Source organism: Kitasatospora sp. NPDC036993 (assembly GCF_055607525.1).
Genome location: NZ_JBVJRP010000005.1, coordinates 287320 through 302011 on the forward strand (window position 1 = coordinate 287320; position 14692 = coordinate 302011).

Consider the following 14692-nt stretch of genomic DNA (forward strand, 5'->3'; position numbering starts at 1 on the left):
CCGTCACGGAGTGTCGCGCGGGGCCGGGGAGTTCCACGTCAGGGTCACCGAGAAGTTGGCCTCGGTGGCCGTGCTCGCGATCACGATGTCCGCCTCGGCCGACAGGGAGACGCCGAACTCCAGCGTGATCTCGTCCGGCCGGTGGACGAGCCCGCTCAGCCGGCCCACGAAGCTGTCGGCGACCGGCCGGATGCCGTCCAGCATCTCCCCGAAGGAGCGCGACGCCCGCGCCACGGATCCGTTGCCGCGCCCGACCCGGGTCAGCGACTCGTCGACCTCACGGATCTGCACCCGCAGCACCCCGTCGGTGCCGTCCCCCAGCGGGACTTCGACCGTACGCACCTCGGCACCCACGCCCCGACCACCCTCCCCCGTCGACCGGCAGCCCTGTTCCCTTCAACGTTCGCACGGGGCGGGCGAGTTGCGGCAGGTCCCGGAAGCAGGTGCGCCGGGGATGGCCGAAACCCGACCACCGGGCGCTCAGCGGACGTCCGCCGCGCACCGGAACCCGGCGTGCCCGCTGGAGCTGTCCGGGCTGTTCGCCGTACGGGCTCCGACCCGGTAGCGGTTGCAGTAGGAGCGGTGGCACATGTGGGAGCCGCCGCGGATGACCCTGTCGCGGCCGTCCGCCGGGCCCCGGGGGTCGACGGCGCCGGTGGCGTGCTCGGTCGACCACCAGTCGGCGCACCACTCCCAGACGTTGCCGGACACGTTGTACAGCCCGAAGCCGTTCGGTTCGAAGGCGTCGACGGGGGCCGTGCCGCGGTAGCCGTCGGCCGCGGTGTTCCTGGCCGGGAAGGTGCCGCGCCAGATGTTGCAGCGGTACTCCCCCTCCGGGTCCAGCTCGTCGCCCCACGGGTAGCGGCGCTGCTCCAGGCCGCCGCGCGCCGCGTACTCCCACTCCGCCTCGGTCGGCAGGCGCTTGCCCGCCCAGCGGCAGTACGCCTGCGCGTCGTCCCAGGAGACGTGGACCACCGGGTGGTCGCCCCGGCCCTCCAGGGAACTGCCCGGGCCCTCGGGGGCGTGCCAGGTCGCGCCGGCCACACCGCACCACCACGGGGTACGGTCCGGGCGCGGCGCCCCCCGGCGCAGTGCGGCGGGCAGGAAGCCGGCGAACACGTAGGACCAGCCCAGCCGTTCGGCGTCGGTCCGGTAGCCGGTGGCGGCGGCGAAGGCGGCGAAGTGGTCGTTGGACACGGCGTGGGCGTCGATCCGGAAGGCGCTCACGCGGACGGGGCGGACCGGTCCCTCCCCGTCCCCGGCGAAGCCGTCGGGGTCGGCGGAGCCCATCAGGAACTCACCGCCCGGCAGGTCGATCATCGTGTCCCGCAGGCCGGCCCCCGCGGTGGCGGGCCGGGCGGCCGGCCGGAGGGGGAGGCTCGTGGCGACGGGGGTCACGGCGGTCCGGGCGGGCCCGCAGCAGGCGTGGGGGGCGGCCGGGGTGTCGGGGTCGGGCATCGTACGGTCCTGTCATGAGGCGCGGGGGGCTGCCGGACGGCGTGGCCACCGCCCGGCAGCGGGGCGGGGCGGTCAGGCCGGGTCGGTGCCGCCGGGTACGGCCCCGGGCGTCCGGTTCCCGGCCGCGGCGGCGGCACGGGGGTCACCGGCCGCGGCGGCCCGGGCGATCATGCCCTCGATGTCGAAGACCCTGGCCTGGGGCGTGTAGCCGCCGTCGATGCGCAGGAGCAGGTAGCGGGCCGCGTTGCCGACGTACTCCAGGGGTTCCCCGGCCGCCGCGGCCACCACGTCCCGGTGCGGGGCCACGCTCTCCGGGCCGAGCGCGGTGAGGGCGTCGAGGGCTTCGAGCCGGAGGCTCTCCGGGTGCGCGGGAGCGGCGAACCCGGCCAGGAGGGCGACGGCCGCCGGGTCGCCCGTGTGCTTGGCGAGTGCCTCGGCGCCGGCGACGCGCACGTGCGGGTCGGGGTCGCCGGTGGCCGTCCTGCGCAGGACGGCGGTGGCCTCAGCGGTCAGGGCGCCGGCGGCCAGGGCCAGCAGGCCGATGGCGCCCCAGCGGCGCACGGTGGCGTCCGGGTCGGCGAGCGCGGTGGTGAAGCGGGGAATCCTCGCGGGGTCGCGGTGGCCCACGGCGTCCGCGATGTCGAGGATGCGGGCGAGCGGGTAGGCGTCGGCGGCGCGGGAGGCGTCGTAGCCCTCGGCGGGAGAGCCCTCCGGCAGGAAGCCGTTGTCGTGGACGGCGAGGACGTGGGCGCGCAGCGCGTCGTCGAGCCGCTTCTCGGCCTCGGCGTGGGCCGGGTCGCCGGCCAGGTTGCGGACCTGGTCCGGGTCGGCGACGCAGTCGTACAGTTCCACGCCCGGCTTCTCGTGCCAGAAGGCGTCCTGCACGTCGGTCAGGCGCCCGGCGAGGTGCTCGGCCTCCCAGGACCGGTAGCCGGCCGCGAGCCAGGCGAAGGCCTGGTGCGTTCCGTAGGGCCGGTGCGGGGCGTAGTTGCGGATGTAGCGGTAGCGTGCGTCCCGGACGGTGCGGATCAGGTCGGGGCGCTCGTCCATCCGGTTGCGCATGGAGAAGGCGAGGGCGCCGGCGGTGTCGAAGGAGGTCCGGGCGAGGCTCTCGCCGCCCATGTGCGCGGGCGTCTCGCCGCCGGCGAGTGCGACCAGGGTGGGCGGGACGCGGATCGTGGAGACGGCGGCGTCGACGCGGGTCCCGGGGGCCGGGAAGCGGTGCGCGTGGCGTTCCGGGGCGGCGACGATCAGCGGGACGTGCAGGCCCTCGTCGTAGCACCAGCGCTTCGAGCGGGGGTTGACGCCGCCGTGGTCGGAGGTGTGGATGACGATGGTGTTGTCGAGTTCGCCGTCCTCCTCCAGTTCGGCGAGGAGGCGTCCGACGAACGCGTCCATGCCGGCGATGTGCCGGTAGTAGTGGGCGAAGTCGCCGCGGATCTCGGGGGTGTCGGGCAGGTAGGCGGGCAGGCGGACCTCGGCGGGGTCGACGGTGGACTCCTCGCGGCCGAACACCGCGCTCTCGTGCGTCGGGTCGTAGTTGAACACCGCGAGGAACGGGGTGCCGTCGGGCCGGCCGCGCCAGTGCGCGGTGCGGGAGGAGTCGTCCCAGACGGCCTGCGGGTCGGCGTCGCAGTTGTAGTCGGTCTTCGCGTTGTTGGTGCAGTAGTAGCCGAGGCCGCGCAGGAGTTCCGGGTACGTGGTCATCCACTCCGGGAGGTGCGGCCTGGCGCGCTGGGAGTGGGCGGGGCCGTGGCTCTCCGGGGCGACGCCGGTCAGCAGGGCGAAGCGCGAGGGCGCGCAGACGGGTGCGGGGCTGTGGGCGTTCGTGAAGAGCGTGCCCCGCTCGGCGAGGGCGTCGAGGTGGGGGGTGGTGGCGAGCGGGTCGCCGTAGCAGCCGAAGCGGGGCGGGCAGTCCTCGCTGACCGTGAACAGGATGTTGGGCCGGGAGGAGCTCATCGGGGTCACGACCGGAACGGAACCACGTCCCGCCGGTCGTTCTCAAGGCCCTCTCGGGGCCCGGTGCGATCCTTCGGCTTCCCGTCATCCACTGTTGGCATTTCTGCAACTTGGCAGTACTGCCACTTTACGGCGCGGCCTCGCGCCTCAACGCTCCGTGACGCCCGGGCGGGCTCCGAGGCCCGTCGCCGGCGGGCCCGGCACCAGCGGCGCGCCGACCCGCTCGGCCGGGTCGACGCCGTCGTCGCGGTCATCGTCGTCCGAGTTCACCGAGGCGGTGACCGAGCCCGTCGCCCAGGAGACCAGGCCGAGGATCAGGAAGAGGACGACCAGCCCGCGCCCGGCGCCGCTGAGCACCAGCGGCCGGGTGGCCGACACCCGGCCCTCCGGCTCACTGCCCGGCTCCTCGCCGAACAGGCCCTTGGGGTAGGCGGAGGAGAGCATCACCAGGTAGGCGGTGTAGCGCATCCGGTAGCGCAGGATCGCCGTCGTCGCCTCGTACAGCGGCTGCGGCATCCGGCCGAGGATCAGCACCACCAGCCAGAGGACGAACGCCGCCATCCACCACCCCGCGTACACCAGGCCCTGCACGATCGACGCCGGGATGACCAGGATGATGCGGAACAGCACGGCGAGCCGGTTCAGCTCCCCCGGCCGCAGCCCGACCTGCACCGGGTACTCGGGCGCCTCGAACCGGAACGGCGGGTAGCGGTCCACGGTGAGCATCAGGTACGCGGTGACCCGGGTGTCGTACGGGAGGAACGCGGACAGGTAGTCCGCCACGAAGCCGGGCAGCCGGCCGAGCACCAGCGCGCCGAACCAGCCGATGACGGTGACGAAGAACGCCACCACCGACAGCACCCACACCACCACGAACTGCGGGATCAGCAGCAGCGCGCGCAGCAGCACCGTCCAGCGGTTCTGCGGACCGGGCGCCGGTATGTCCAGCACCGGACGCCACTCACGGCTGACGGGGGCGGGGGGAGCCTGCCACATCCGGGCCTCCACGGTCTCGGCACGACGGGACCCGGCGGTCGAACCCGGCCGGGTCCCTCCGAAGATCGCAGCACCCCGCCCACGCCGCGCGCCACGCTACGCCGGACGGGTCAGCAACGGCGCCCCGACGGGGTCGGCTCGTTCCCGGCCGTCCGGCCTGGTCGCGCCGGGTCGACGAGTCGCCGTCCAGACGGCGGACCTCAGGCCCGGCCGGCCGTCCCGTCCAGCATGAGCCGTCCCTGGAACAGGGTGCGCACCCCGCCGCCGACGCTTGCGAGCAGACCTCGATCAGCCTGCCTGCGGACGTTCACCCGCATTCTGGCAAGGCCGAGTTCGGCCGTGCCCTGGACGATGTCGAACGCCAGGGACTCCTCAGGCCGTCCCTGCTCCGCGAGCCATCCCGCCACTGCCAGCGCGGCCGAGCCGGTGGCCGGGTCTTCCGCGCACACCGGCTCGGGAACGAAGACCCGGGAACGGACTTCGGGCAGCCGCGGGACGAACACGGCCACCCCGAAGACGTCGGCCAGTCCGGGGACCCGCCCGGCGAGCGCCGCGACCTCGAGCGGCCGGGCTTGAGCAGACGGAAGATCGGCGGCACTCACCGGGAGGCAGACGAACCCGAGTCCAGCCGATGCCAATCGCACCGGCCCCACGGCCGCGTCCGGAGCAAGCCCCACTGCCTCGCACACGAGATCCGGCGCGACGGGCGGACCCACCTGACAGGGCCGTTCCTCCAGGGCCGCACTGTCCGCTCCCGGCCCCACCCGCGCGCGGACGATCCCGCCGCGCGTGCGCATGGCCACCCAGCCAGGCGTGGCCAGACCCTGCTGCACCGCCACGGCGGCCGCTCCCACGAGCGGATGACCCGCGAAGTCCAACTCCACGTAGGGAGTGAAGGTCCGCACGTCCACCTCCCCGTCGTCACCGCCGCGCAGGAAGACGGTCTCCGGCATGGCCAGGCGGGCAGCCAGTCGCTGCATCAGCGCATCGTCACACGCGGTATCACACAGGACCACGCCGAGCGGCCCCCCGGTCAGGGGCCCGCTTCCGAACACCTCGACCAGCTTGAACTCCATGCCCATCCTCACCAGATCCGTTCCGAGCCTCGGCGGCGTGGCTCGTCATCGCGGTTTCCTTCCGGACGACTCGGTCGTCATCGGCCGGGCCGCTGCCTGTGCCCGTCGTGGCCGGCGCCGGCGGACACGCCGATCACCGGGCCGGCGGGGTCAGTTCGCGCGGGACGGCCGAGGCGAGTGCTGCGTCCAGGGCGCCGATCCGGTCAGTGTCCGGGTCGTGCGGCGGGCCCACCGGAGCCCGCGTCCGCACCCGCGGATCCATGCCCTCATCGACGGCCCTCACGATCTGGACTGTATATCCAATCTGTACTGAGTGTCCACATCGACCGCCCGGCGCCCCGGCTCGCCGAGCCTGGGAGGCCCACCCCCGCCGGCCGCGGTTCGAGGCGGCACTCTGCCGGGCATCAACGACCCAACCGGCCCGGGACGGCCGCTGTTCGCGTTCTTCGCGGCGATGGCGGAGACCGAACGGGAGGACATCCGCGAGTCCACCCTCGAAGGGCTCGACACCACCGCCCGCAAGGGCAAGCACGGTGGCCGACCGCCGGTCGTCACCGACGACGGATCCTCGGCCCGCACAGGACGAGTCGGCTCACAGCCCGTCAGAAACGCTCACGGCAACCCCGGTTCTTCGGATCCGTTCCCACTCGGCCCCCGGACCCCGTCACGGCGTCCGGAACCCCCGGAAGGTCACCGGCTTGCGGGTCTCGAAGCCGAGGCGCTCGTAGAGGGCGATCGCGCCGGTGTTCGCCTCGGCGACGTGCAGGAACGGGCGTTCGCCGCGGGCCGTGATCCGTGCGGCGACCGCACCGACCAGACGGGCGGCGTGGCCGTGGCCGCGTGCCTCGGGGGCCGTGCAGACGGCGCTGATCTCGGTCCACCCGGGGGGCCTGAGCCGTTCGCCCGCCATCGCCACCAGGGCACCGTGGTCGCGGACGCCGAGGTAGGTGCCCAGTTCGTGGGTGCGCGGCCAGAACGGCCCCGGCTGGGTCCGCGCTGTCAGGCCGAGCATCTCGGGCACGTCGTCCGCGCCCAGTTCGACGACCCCGGTGTCGGTCCCGGCGTCAGGGTGACCGGGCCGGTCGCCGTCGGGCCGGATCATCTGGCGGCCTTCGAGGACGAAGACCGGTTCCCAGTCCGCCGGCGGCACGGCCGGGCTGCTGAACATGTCGGCGAACTCGCCCGGGCCGAGCAGTCGGGCGAGGTCGGCCCAGGCCCGCGAGTCCGGATCGGCGGACACCGCGGAGAAGGTCGAGACGCCCGGCACGTAGGTGAAGGCCCCGCCGAGCCGGCGGCCGAGATGCGCGTGGTGACCGCGGAGCGATTCGCCCACCGGATCGTCGAGGGCGGCGACAGGGCGGTTCACCATCGTGCTGTACCTCCGGTGTCGGACGGGAAGATGAGCCGACCTGGGCGGTGCCGCCCGGCTCCGGGGTGCCACCGGCCGGGTACCCGACCGGCCGGCGGGCGGCGTCCATCCTACCGGCCGGGGCCTCCGCCACGGAGAACACGACCGGACGGGGCCGGTCCCGTCAGGGTGTCCGGACCGAGGCGCCCAGCCGGTAGTCGTGGGCGGAGAACGCGGCGGCGACGGCGAAACGGTCCGCCCGTACGAGCGTCTGGCGCCATTCGACCGGACGCCCGTCGGCGTCGTGGCCGAGCCGGTCGATCGCGAGCAGCGCGGTGGTCTCGGGGCAGTCGAGCAGGATGCGTTCCCCCGGCCGGGGACCACGGCGCGGATGCGTTCCCAGCCGCCGTAGATGCGGCTGCCGCAGTGGCGTTCGAGCTCGTCGTAGAGCGAGGTGGGGGTGAAGTCGACGTCCAGCAGCGGGTGGGCCACGTCCGCGGGGAACCAGGTCCGGTCGACGGCCAGCGGCTCCTCGTCCGCCAGGCGGACGCGTTCGAGGTAGACCAGCGGCGTGGACTCCTCCAGTCCCAGCCTGGCGGCGATGACGCCGTCGGCGCGCCGGTCGAGCGCGCGCACCACGCTGCGCTGGACGGCGCCGACCTCCACCAGCGCGGGCACCGCGAGGAAGCCGCCGTCGACTCCCAGCAGCCCGGTCACCGGCCCCAGGCCGGCGCCGGCCACGACCGTGCCCGGGAGCCCGCCCCGGCCGCCCGCTGGCCGCAAGACTTGTCCGTACATTTTGCCTCGCAGGCATGACGCCCCGGTCTGGCCGGGTCAGACCGGGACGTCCACCCGCGCGCCGAGGAGAGTGAGCCCGAACAGGACGATCCTCGGCCAGGCGCCACGTCGCGATCCCGACCGGCGGCCGGAGTCCGTTCAACGGGCGGCTCGTCGGCTCCCACCTGCGGCGCTCGGCACGGTGCTGGCCGGCGACGACCCGCAGGGTGACGGCACCCTCCTTCGTCACCCGCATGAGGCGCGGTGATCCCGTACACCGCACCCGGGCGGCCGGACGGCTGACGTCGACGGCGCCGGCCTGGCGTCCCCGGACTCCGGAGGCGGCCGAAGGTACGCCGCCTCCACAGAATGGCGGATTCCGACCGTAACGCCACCGACCGCGTGTCGCTCGGGTTCCCTTTGTGTTCTCATCACTCAGGGAATCGACTCGACCACTCCTCGTACGCGCCGGCCCCGGCAAGCCAGGGCGGGTGCGTACGAGGAACTCACCGGCACGGCCCTGGAAGTCGCCGGCCTGCCCGCCGCCTTTCCGACGCCGGCCGCCCACCGCCGCCGTCACCCGGCGCCTTCCAGCAGGGCGACGACGGCACCTCCACCCTTCGAGATCCCACACCACAAGGAGTCGACACATGGCCACCGTGACCCTGAAGACCTACGCCAACCAGCAGGCCGCACAGACGGACCTCAAGACCTACGTCGAGGGCACCCGGCTCACCAACCTGAGCCAGGCGCTCAACGCCGCCTACGACGGCAAGGGCAAGGACAGCGGGAAGCACACCGTCGACGGCGGCGACGTCCAGGTGCTCCACGCCAGCGCCGGCAAGGCCGGCGTCACGAGCGTCACGCTCTTCTACTTCTTCAACGGCACCGAGTTCCGCCTCGTGGCCCTCGGCGAGCACGTCTCCTCCGACCGGTACAAGATCGACACCGACCTCGGCCAGGCGGCCTCACCGTTCCAGAAGAAGAAGACGGTCGGCCCGAAGGGCAGCTGACCCACGACCCGGGTCCGCAGGCCGGCGAAGCCCGCGGGCCTGCGGACCAACAGGCGGGTGCCGTGTCCTCCTCCTCCGTGCCGCGTTGAATTCCTTGATCAGCGAACGAGCGAGGAGCACGCGATGGGACACCGCATCCGAAAGGCCGCCTTGGCGGCGGCCGTGGTCACGATGATGGCGGCACAGTCCGCGGCGGCCGGCCCGTCGATCCCCGACAGGACCGACGCCGCGTTCCAGCAGGACTGCCTGACCGCCCTCAACACCGCGCGGGCCGCACACGGCGCCCCCGCCCTGACCACCGACCAGAGCGCCGTGGACGTCGCCAGGCGGCGGGTGCAGCAGCAGGGCCCCGACGGGCAGCTGAACCAGCACACCGGCCTGCCCCTCGGGTACGGCGAGACGCTCTACTCGGGTTCCGCCGGCTCCGAGCTCAAGAACCCCGACCAGGCCCCGCACACCTGCGGGGACGCGGTGGCCAGGTGGTACAGCGAACACCGAAGCTACGACTACGCCGACCCCGGCCACTCGACCGACGGCAGGGAGACCGGCAACTTCACCATGCTGGTGTGGAAGTCCACGACGAAGGTCGGCTGCGCCAGGGCGGCCGACTGGCACCACGACGGCGAGTGGTACTGGTACGACACGTACGTCGTCTGCGACTTCACCCCGCAGGGGAACGTCAGAGGCCAGTACGCGGAGAACGTCCTGCCCCCGCAGTCGGCCACCGGGCACGGGCACCCCGCGTAGCGGCCCGGCTCGGCCGTGCCCATCACCCGCACAGGCCTGCCCGACGGAGCGAGGAGTCCCCCGGTGATCGACTTCACGGTGCTGACCGACCTGGCCTTCCGCGAGGGCGTCGAGCGGATCGGCGTCGGCGTCGTGGTCCGCGACGCCTCCGGCCGGGTCCTGATGATCCGCCGGGCCGTGCACGACGTCCTGCCCGGGCTGTGGGAGTACCCGGGCGGCGGCCGGGACGACGGCGAGACGGTGGAGGCCGGGGCGGCCCGGGAGCTGGCCGAGGAGACCGGCCTCACCGGCCTGCCGCTGGAGTACGCCCGGCGCCTGGACTTCACCAGCCAACGCGGGCTGCGCGTACGCCAGTTCGTCTTCACCACGGTCGTCAGGGACGGCACTCCCATCACCCTCTCCGCCGATCACGACGGCCACCGGTGGGCAGAGCCCGGCCGACTGCCAACCCCCATGTCATCATCCGCCGGCGCCTGGTCGCCGTCGTCCACGAACAGGCCGGCACCGGGCAGCCCGTCCCCGCCTGCGGCCACGTCTTCGACGGCGGCGTCCTCACGCCCGAACAGCAGTCCCGGATCCGCCTCGACCCGGCCGAGCACACCGAGTGGCGCTTCGAGACCGCCCACGACTGGCACACCCACCTGAACCCGGACCGCTACCGGCGGCTCCTCCGGATCCTGCGCGCCCACCGCTCCGGCACCGCCTCCTACCTCGAACTTCCGGGCCCCGCCGACGACTTCGAGGGCATCATGGTCCTCGTCACCGACCCTGCCGGACGGCTGCTGATGCACCACCGCGACGACAGGCCCGGCATCGCCTGGCCCGGCTACTGGACCCCGATCGGCGGGTGGCGCGAGGCCGACGAGACCCCCGAGGAGACCGCGGCCCGCGAGGTCCGCGAGGAGGCCGGAATCACCATCACCCGGGCGCGGCTCGTCCCCGGCCCGCAGCACCACCACGTCTCCCCGCTCGTCCGCGTCCTGCACGCCGTCTGGGACGGCCCGGAGCGCGACCTGCGGCTCGGCGACGAGGGCCTGGCCGTACGCATGGTCCCGTTCGACGAGGTGCTCGACCTCAAGGTCCCGCCCTACATGCACCACTACCTGCCGCTGCTCGCCGCCGGGAGCACCTCGTGACCCGGCCCACCGACCCCGGCCACCCGTCGGACACCGCGCCCTGCGCGGACCCCCTGATGCTCGTCGTCGGGGTCCACCTCGTCCTGGCCAACGACGGCGTCCTGCGCGACTCCCCGGCGGCCTCCATGGCCGCGTCCCGCCGCCTGCTCGCCCACTTCCTCCGGTCCTGCCCGCCGACGGACGGCCCACCTCTGCCCCCGCCCGCGCCGCTCAGCCTGCACGACCTCTACGAGCCACCGCACCGAACGGGGTGACCGCCGACGGGGGCGTGGCTCCGCCGCAGAAGCTCCTCGCGTTCGGCGTCCGGGATCGTCATCGACTCGGCGAGCACGGCGGCGAGCGCGTCCACCTGGGTGTGGTCGACGCCGGCGCGGAAGAGCCACCGGATGCTCTCGTCGCGCGTGACGAGGTCGATCGCCAGCTGCGCGCTCCCGTCCTGGGCGGTCGCCGCCCGGACGTACCGCACGTGGTCGATCGGGATGTCCCGGCGGATCTCGCCCTGTTCGAGGAACGCGCTGGTCCTGGCCGTGATGACGCGGCGGTCCGTGACGGCGACCAGCGCAGTCGCCGCGGCCTTGTCCATCGCCGCCGCCAGTTTCGCCTTCGCTCCGCCGAGGATCGCGGAGATCGGCCCGAGGGCGTCGAGCTGGTCGGGGAAGCCGAGGACCCGCAGGGTCTCCCCGTCCTCCAGGGACCACCGCAGGACGCGGAGGTACGGCTCGGGGTCCAGTGTTCCGGGTGCGCAGAGGATGCCCGGGGCCTTGAGCGGAGGGGCCGGCGGACGGAGGGCGTCGGCGAGGGGCTCGATCACCTCCAGAAGACGGACGGAGGTCTGGCGGGCCGCCTTCGAGTCCCTCCGCTTCGCCGTCAGCGACTGTGACAGGGCGTCGCGTCCGGGGAGGGCGGCGGTGATGCGCAGCTCCCGGGTCAGTGCGGCGACGAGGCCCGTCGTCTCGGCGAGTGCGGAGTCGAGCTCCGTGCGGGTGTCGCGCGCGATGACGTCGGCGTACCGCGCCTCGTCGGCGTCTTCACGTCCGGCCGCCGCCGCCCGCGCGGCGCGCAGCGCCTGGTACCCGGTCCATGCCTTGACGGAGGAGAGCAGGGCGTTGGCGTCGAAGACGACGGCCTCGGCGTTCGTCTGAAGGTACTCACGGTGGTGGCGAGGGTCGGACCGGTCGATCTGCCCGACGTGGTCGCGGACGTTGTGCCGGTACAGCTCGAGCTGCTTGAGCAGCAACGGTTCACTGCCCGCGAGGCTGTCCCACAGGGAGGTCGGGACCGATTCGACCTCCCGTGCCTGCTCGACCGCGCGGTCGACGGCGGTGACGAGCCCCGTCAGTTCGGCCCACTGCTCCTTGCGGATGGTGGTGAGCACCTGGCTCGTCAGCGCGATGTTGGTCCTGACCAGTCCGGTGATCTCGCCCAGCTGCGTCTGAAGGGCGATCATGGCCAGCGCCGGTCCGACCGCGGCCGCCAGCTGCGCCGTGCTCGCCGCGGTCACCGGGATGAAGCGGGCCTGGGCGAGAGTGCCGGAGGAGAGCACCGTGCCCAGGTTCATGCCGTCCTTGACGGCGAGCGTTCCGCCGGCCTTCAGCAGGGCCTGGGTCGCGTCGCTGAGCCGGTAGAGCCCCTGCAGCCCGGCGACCGCGTTTCCGAGGTTGCCCGCCACGGTCGCCGTGTTCCCGATCGAGGCGAGCACCGTGGCGATCCGCTCGCGGTCGGCGGCCGGCACCAGCCGCAGGTCGATCGGATCGGGCCCGAGTTCCGCCGGGACCTCACCGAAGACGGCGGCAACCCCCGGGAGCATCTCCGCCAGGACGGTCGACACCGTCGTCGGGTCGGCGGTGCCGCTCCGGCCGTCCTCAGGCTCGACGGTCTCCGGCGGGTCCGAAGGGTGCTGCATGCGATGTCCTTCCCCAGGGGCGCGCAACGGCCGGAGGTCCTCGGCGTTGACCGCCGAATTCTACGGCTCGGCACCCGCGGCGTCGGCGCTGCGCCGAAAGCCCGGCCACCAGCGCGAGGCGTGCCTCCTCCGCTACGCTCACCCCGACCTCGACCCGCTGCTCCGCCCCGCACCGACCGCCCGAAGTCCCCGTCCGCCCAACCGTCTTGGAGGTAGCACCGTGGAGAGCCTTCGCCAAGCCGTAGCCGTGATCGTCCACGACCGGGACCAGGGCCTGGTCGCGACCATCCACTACGCCGCGGACAGCTGGGGCACCACTCCGGCCTGGACGATCCCCGGCGGCAAGGTCGAGGTCGGCGAACGCCTCGACGCGGCCGCCGCCCGCGAGCTGCGGGAGGAGACCGGGCTGCTCGTCGAACCGGAGGACCTGCGGCTCGTCCACACGGTCCAGGTCCGCGACGGCTGGGACGGCCAGGGGCCGTTCCTGCTGTCCGTCTTCCTCGCCACCACCTGGCGCGGCGAGCTGACGAACACCGAGCCGGACAAGCACCTCGGCGTGTTCTGGTCCCCCGCCGACCGGCTGCCGCTGCCGATGTTCCCGACCGCCCACGCCGCCCTCACCCTCCACCTCTCGGGCGGCCGGGGCTTCTCCACCTACGGCTGGGACGACGAGCCCTTCGACCCGCGCACGCTGATCGGCGGGTGAGAGCGGTGGGCCGACACGGGCGACCGCCCGCCCCGCGGCTGCCGGACGACACCGACGCCCGGCTGCGCGCCATCGCCGACGGACGACCCGTCGTGGAGGAAGGCGTCGTCACCTTTCCCGGCGGCACCGTCCCGTACGCCTACCGGACGGTGCACAGGCCGGACGGCACGACCGACCGCCACCTCGTCCGCCTGGATCCCCCGCCGCCGCAGCCGTTCCACTGACCGGCTGCCGGCGGTCGGACAACACGGTCGACAGGGCGAGACCGGTTGACGCAGAGTCTTGTCATGGCTGATCTCTCCTCCTCGTCGTTCCCGGTTTCCTCGTCGTTCCCGGTTTCCTACTGGTCGCGGGCGGCGACCGTCGCCGATGCCCGCGCTGTCCACGAGTTGGTCGCCACCTGCGAGCGCGAACTCCTGGGCCGTCCCGAGACCGAACGCGACCGCATAGCCGCGGACCTCGGACTGCCCGGCCTCGACCCGGCCGTCGACACGCTGCTCGTGTACGACGCGACCGGGCGTCTCGTCGGCCGGGCCTGGGTGCACGGCGGCCGACGCAGTGCGGTCGACGTCCACCCCGGCCACCACGGGCGGGGGCTGGGCGGCGCACTGCTCGACTGGGCCGAGACACGGGCACGGCAGGCGGGCAGTGAACGGCTCAGCCAGACGGTCTGGGACAGCGACCGGGCAGCGGTGGAGCTGTTGCGCTCGCACGGGTACGAGCCGTTCGTCACCCAGTGGCAGCTGGAGATCCGGATGCCGGCCGAACCCGTGGTGCCCGCCCCGCCGCCCGGCATCACCCTGCGCTGCTTCCGGCCCGGTGACGAACGGGCCGCGTACCGGCTCACCGAAGACGCCTTCGACGAGTGGCAGAAGCGGCGGAAACCCTACGAGGAGTGGGCCCGGCACACCGTCGAGCTGGACACCTTCGCACCGGCGCTCTCCCCGCTGGCGTTCGCCGGCGATCAGATGGTCGGCGCCGTGCTGTCGCTGAACGTCCCGGACACCGACGAGGGATACGTCGAGCGGGTCGCGGTCCGCAAGGATCACCGCAACCAGGGGATCGCCCGGATGCTGTTGCAGGCGTCGTTCCGGGCCTTCTACCGCCGGGGCCGCCGGACGTGCACGCTGTGGACGCACTCGGAGACCGGTGCGCTGTCCCTGTACCAGCGGGTGGGCATGACGGTCCGGAGCAGCTCCGCGGTCTACGGCAAGGCACTCGGCGGCGAGTGACCCGAACCGCGTGTGCGGGCCCTGCTGGAGCTGCCAGGCCGCAGCTAGGACAGCGTCTCGGCGACGCCGGGCGTGAGCCAGTGCAGACGCTCGGCCAGGCCGGCCTCCCCGAAGTGGGCGGTCGTCTCCTCACGGCCCTCGGTGAAGTGCTCCCCGGACCGCTTTCCCGCACCCGCGGGGTCAGCCCAACCACGACGGGTACATCGACTTCACCGACCCGTTCTCCCCGCACGCGCGGGGGTCGGCCACCTTCCGCTGTGGCCGGCGAGCCCACCCACGAGCCCCGCGCCGAGTCGGTCGCCCCTCCCGGCCCGGCTCCGTCGCCGGGGCGAATGGTCGCG

The 14692-nt window shown here is 73.6% G+C and carries 15 protein-coding genes and 2 pseudogenes; 8 read left to right on the forward strand and 9 right to left on the reverse strand.

Going from position 1 to position 14692, the window contains the following annotated elements:
• Positions 1 to 3: 3 nt before the first annotated feature.
• From ACZ7C5_RS12910 to ACZ7C5_RS12945, 8 genes and pseudogenes are all read right to left on the reverse strand, one after another.
• Complete coding sequence (locus ACZ7C5_RS12910) at positions 4 to 354, reverse strand: CU044_2847 family protein (protein WP_317620260.1); 351 nt, start codon at positions 352 to 354, stop codon at positions 4 to 6.
• 126 nt (positions 355 to 480) lie between these two features.
• Positions 481 to 1320: a formylglycine-generating enzyme family protein gene (locus tag ACZ7C5_RS12915; RefSeq protein WP_470322669.1), complete on the reverse strand. Its 840-nt coding sequence runs from the start codon at positions 1318 to 1320 to the stop codon at positions 481 to 483.
• A 210-nt stretch (positions 1321 to 1530) separates the two neighbouring features.
• A complete protein-coding gene (locus ACZ7C5_RS12920) occupies positions 1531 to 3417 on the reverse strand; it encodes a sulfatase-like hydrolase/transferase (RefSeq protein WP_401082862.1) in 1887 nt (628 codons plus the stop codon).
• 147 nt (positions 3418 to 3564) lie between these two features.
• A complete protein-coding gene (locus ACZ7C5_RS12925; RefSeq protein ID WP_470322582.1) occupies positions 3565 to 4413 on the reverse strand; it encodes a DUF4389 domain-containing protein in 849 nt (282 codons plus the stop codon).
• 200 nt (positions 4414 to 4613) lie between these two features.
• Complete coding sequence (locus tag ACZ7C5_RS12930) at positions 4614 to 5489, reverse strand: PhzF family phenazine biosynthesis protein (protein ID WP_470322583.1); 876 nt, start codon at positions 5487 to 5489, stop codon at positions 4614 to 4616.
• 133 nt (positions 5490 to 5622) lie between these two features.
• Positions 5623 to 5772: a hypothetical protein gene (locus tag ACZ7C5_RS12935; RefSeq protein WP_401082048.1), complete on the reverse strand. Its 150-nt coding sequence runs from the start codon at positions 5770 to 5772 to the stop codon at positions 5623 to 5625.
• A gap of 381 nt (positions 5773 to 6153) precedes the next feature.
• Positions 6154 to 6858, reverse strand: a complete 705-nt coding sequence (locus tag ACZ7C5_RS12940; RefSeq protein WP_401082050.1) for a GNAT family N-acetyltransferase — start codon at positions 6856 to 6858, stop codon at positions 6154 to 6156.
• Between the two features lie 163 nt (positions 6859 to 7021).
• Positions 7022 to 7635: pseudogene (locus tag ACZ7C5_RS12945) on the reverse strand (GntR family transcriptional regulator).
• A gap of 629 nt (positions 7636 to 8264) precedes the next feature.
• On the opposite strand from ACZ7C5_RS12945, the gene ACZ7C5_RS12950 reads away from it, so the two are divergent.
• From ACZ7C5_RS12950 to ACZ7C5_RS12970, 5 genes and pseudogenes are all read left to right on the forward strand, one after another.
• Entirely contained in the window at positions 8265 to 8627 is a 363-nt protein-coding gene (locus tag ACZ7C5_RS12950; RefSeq protein WP_401082056.1) for a hypothetical protein, read from the forward strand.
• 123 nt (positions 8628 to 8750) lie between these two features.
• On the forward strand, positions 8751 to 9374 hold the full coding sequence (locus ACZ7C5_RS12955; protein WP_470322584.1) for a CAP domain-containing protein: 624 nt from the start codon (positions 8751 to 8753) through the stop codon (positions 9372 to 9374).
• A gap of 162 nt (positions 9375 to 9536) precedes the next feature.
• Positions 9537 to 9776: pseudogene (locus ACZ7C5_RS12960) on the forward strand (NUDIX hydrolase); the annotation flags it as partial.
• Positions 9777 to 9796: 20 nt separating this feature from the next.
• A complete protein-coding gene (locus ACZ7C5_RS12965) occupies positions 9797 to 10510 on the forward strand; it encodes an NUDIX domain-containing protein (RefSeq protein WP_401082062.1) in 714 nt (237 codons plus the stop codon).
• A complete protein-coding gene (locus ACZ7C5_RS12970; protein WP_470322585.1) occupies positions 10507 to 10764 on the forward strand; it encodes a hypothetical protein in 258 nt (85 codons plus the stop codon). The genes ACZ7C5_RS12965 and ACZ7C5_RS12970 overlap by 4 nt, the downstream gene beginning before the upstream one ends.
• Here the strand turns inward: ACZ7C5_RS12970 and ACZ7C5_RS12975 are convergent.
• Positions 10737 to 12413: a hypothetical protein gene (locus tag ACZ7C5_RS12975; protein ID WP_401082068.1), complete on the reverse strand. Its 1677-nt coding sequence runs from the start codon at positions 12411 to 12413 to the stop codon at positions 10737 to 10739. The two genes, ACZ7C5_RS12970 and ACZ7C5_RS12975, sit on opposite strands and share 28 nt — an antisense overlap.
• Before the next feature lie 220 nt (positions 12414 to 12633).
• Here ACZ7C5_RS12975 and ACZ7C5_RS12980 point away from each other — a divergent pair, with 220 nt between their 5' ends.
• From ACZ7C5_RS12980 to ACZ7C5_RS12990, 3 genes are all read left to right on the forward strand, one after another.
• Positions 12634 to 13119, forward strand: a complete 486-nt coding sequence (locus tag ACZ7C5_RS12980; protein WP_401082071.1) for an NUDIX domain-containing protein — start codon at positions 12634 to 12636, stop codon at positions 13117 to 13119.
• A gap of 5 nt (positions 13120 to 13124) precedes the next feature.
• Positions 13125 to 13343 carry a hypothetical protein gene (locus ACZ7C5_RS12985; protein WP_401082074.1) on the forward strand — a complete coding sequence of 73 codons (219 nt, stop codon included), beginning with the start codon at positions 13125 to 13127 and terminating at the stop codon, positions 13341 to 13343.
• A 63-nt stretch (positions 13344 to 13406) separates the two neighbouring features.
• On the forward strand, positions 13407 to 14351 hold the full coding sequence (locus ACZ7C5_RS12990) for a GNAT family N-acetyltransferase (RefSeq protein WP_470322586.1): 945 nt from the start codon (positions 13407 to 13409) through the stop codon (positions 14349 to 14351).
• Positions 14352 to 14692 lie beyond the last annotated feature (341 nt).

What these genes read in the sequence shown, in the direction of transcription:
- ACZ7C5_RS12990 (WP_470322586.1), top strand. Translation starts at nt 13,407, where the DNA reads ATGGCTGATCTCTCCTCCTCGTCGTTCCCGGTTTCCTCGTCGTTCCCG.
- ACZ7C5_RS12915 (WP_470322669.1), bottom strand. Translation starts at nt 1,320, where the DNA reads ATGATCGACCTGCCGGGCGGTGAGTTCCTGATGGGCTCCGCCGACCCC.
- ACZ7C5_RS12955 (WP_470322584.1), top strand. Translation starts at nt 8,751, where the DNA reads ATGGGACACCGCATCCGAAAGGCCGCCTTGGCGGCGGCCGTGGTCACG.
- ACZ7C5_RS12940 (WP_401082050.1), bottom strand. Translation starts at nt 6,858, where the DNA reads ATGGTGAACCGCCCTGTCGCCGCCCTCGACGATCCGGTGGGCGAATCG.
- ACZ7C5_RS12920 (WP_401082862.1), bottom strand. Translation starts at nt 3,417, where the DNA reads ATGAGCTCCTCCCGGCCCAACATCCTGTTCACGGTCAGCGAGGACTGC.
- ACZ7C5_RS12950 (WP_401082056.1), top strand. Translation starts at nt 8,265, where the DNA reads ATGGCCACCGTGACCCTGAAGACCTACGCCAACCAGCAGGCCGCACAG.
- ACZ7C5_RS12930 (WP_470322583.1), bottom strand. Translation starts at nt 5,489, where the DNA reads ATGGAGTTCAAGCTGGTCGAGGTGTTCGGAAGCGGGCCCCTGACCGGG.
- ACZ7C5_RS12975 (WP_401082068.1), bottom strand. Translation starts at nt 12,413, where the DNA reads ATGCAGCACCCTTCGGACCCGCCGGAGACCGTCGAGCCTGAGGACGGC.
- ACZ7C5_RS12925 (WP_470322582.1), bottom strand. Translation starts at nt 4,413, where the DNA reads ATGTGGCAGGCTCCCCCCGCCCCCGTCAGCCGTGAGTGGCGTCCGGTG.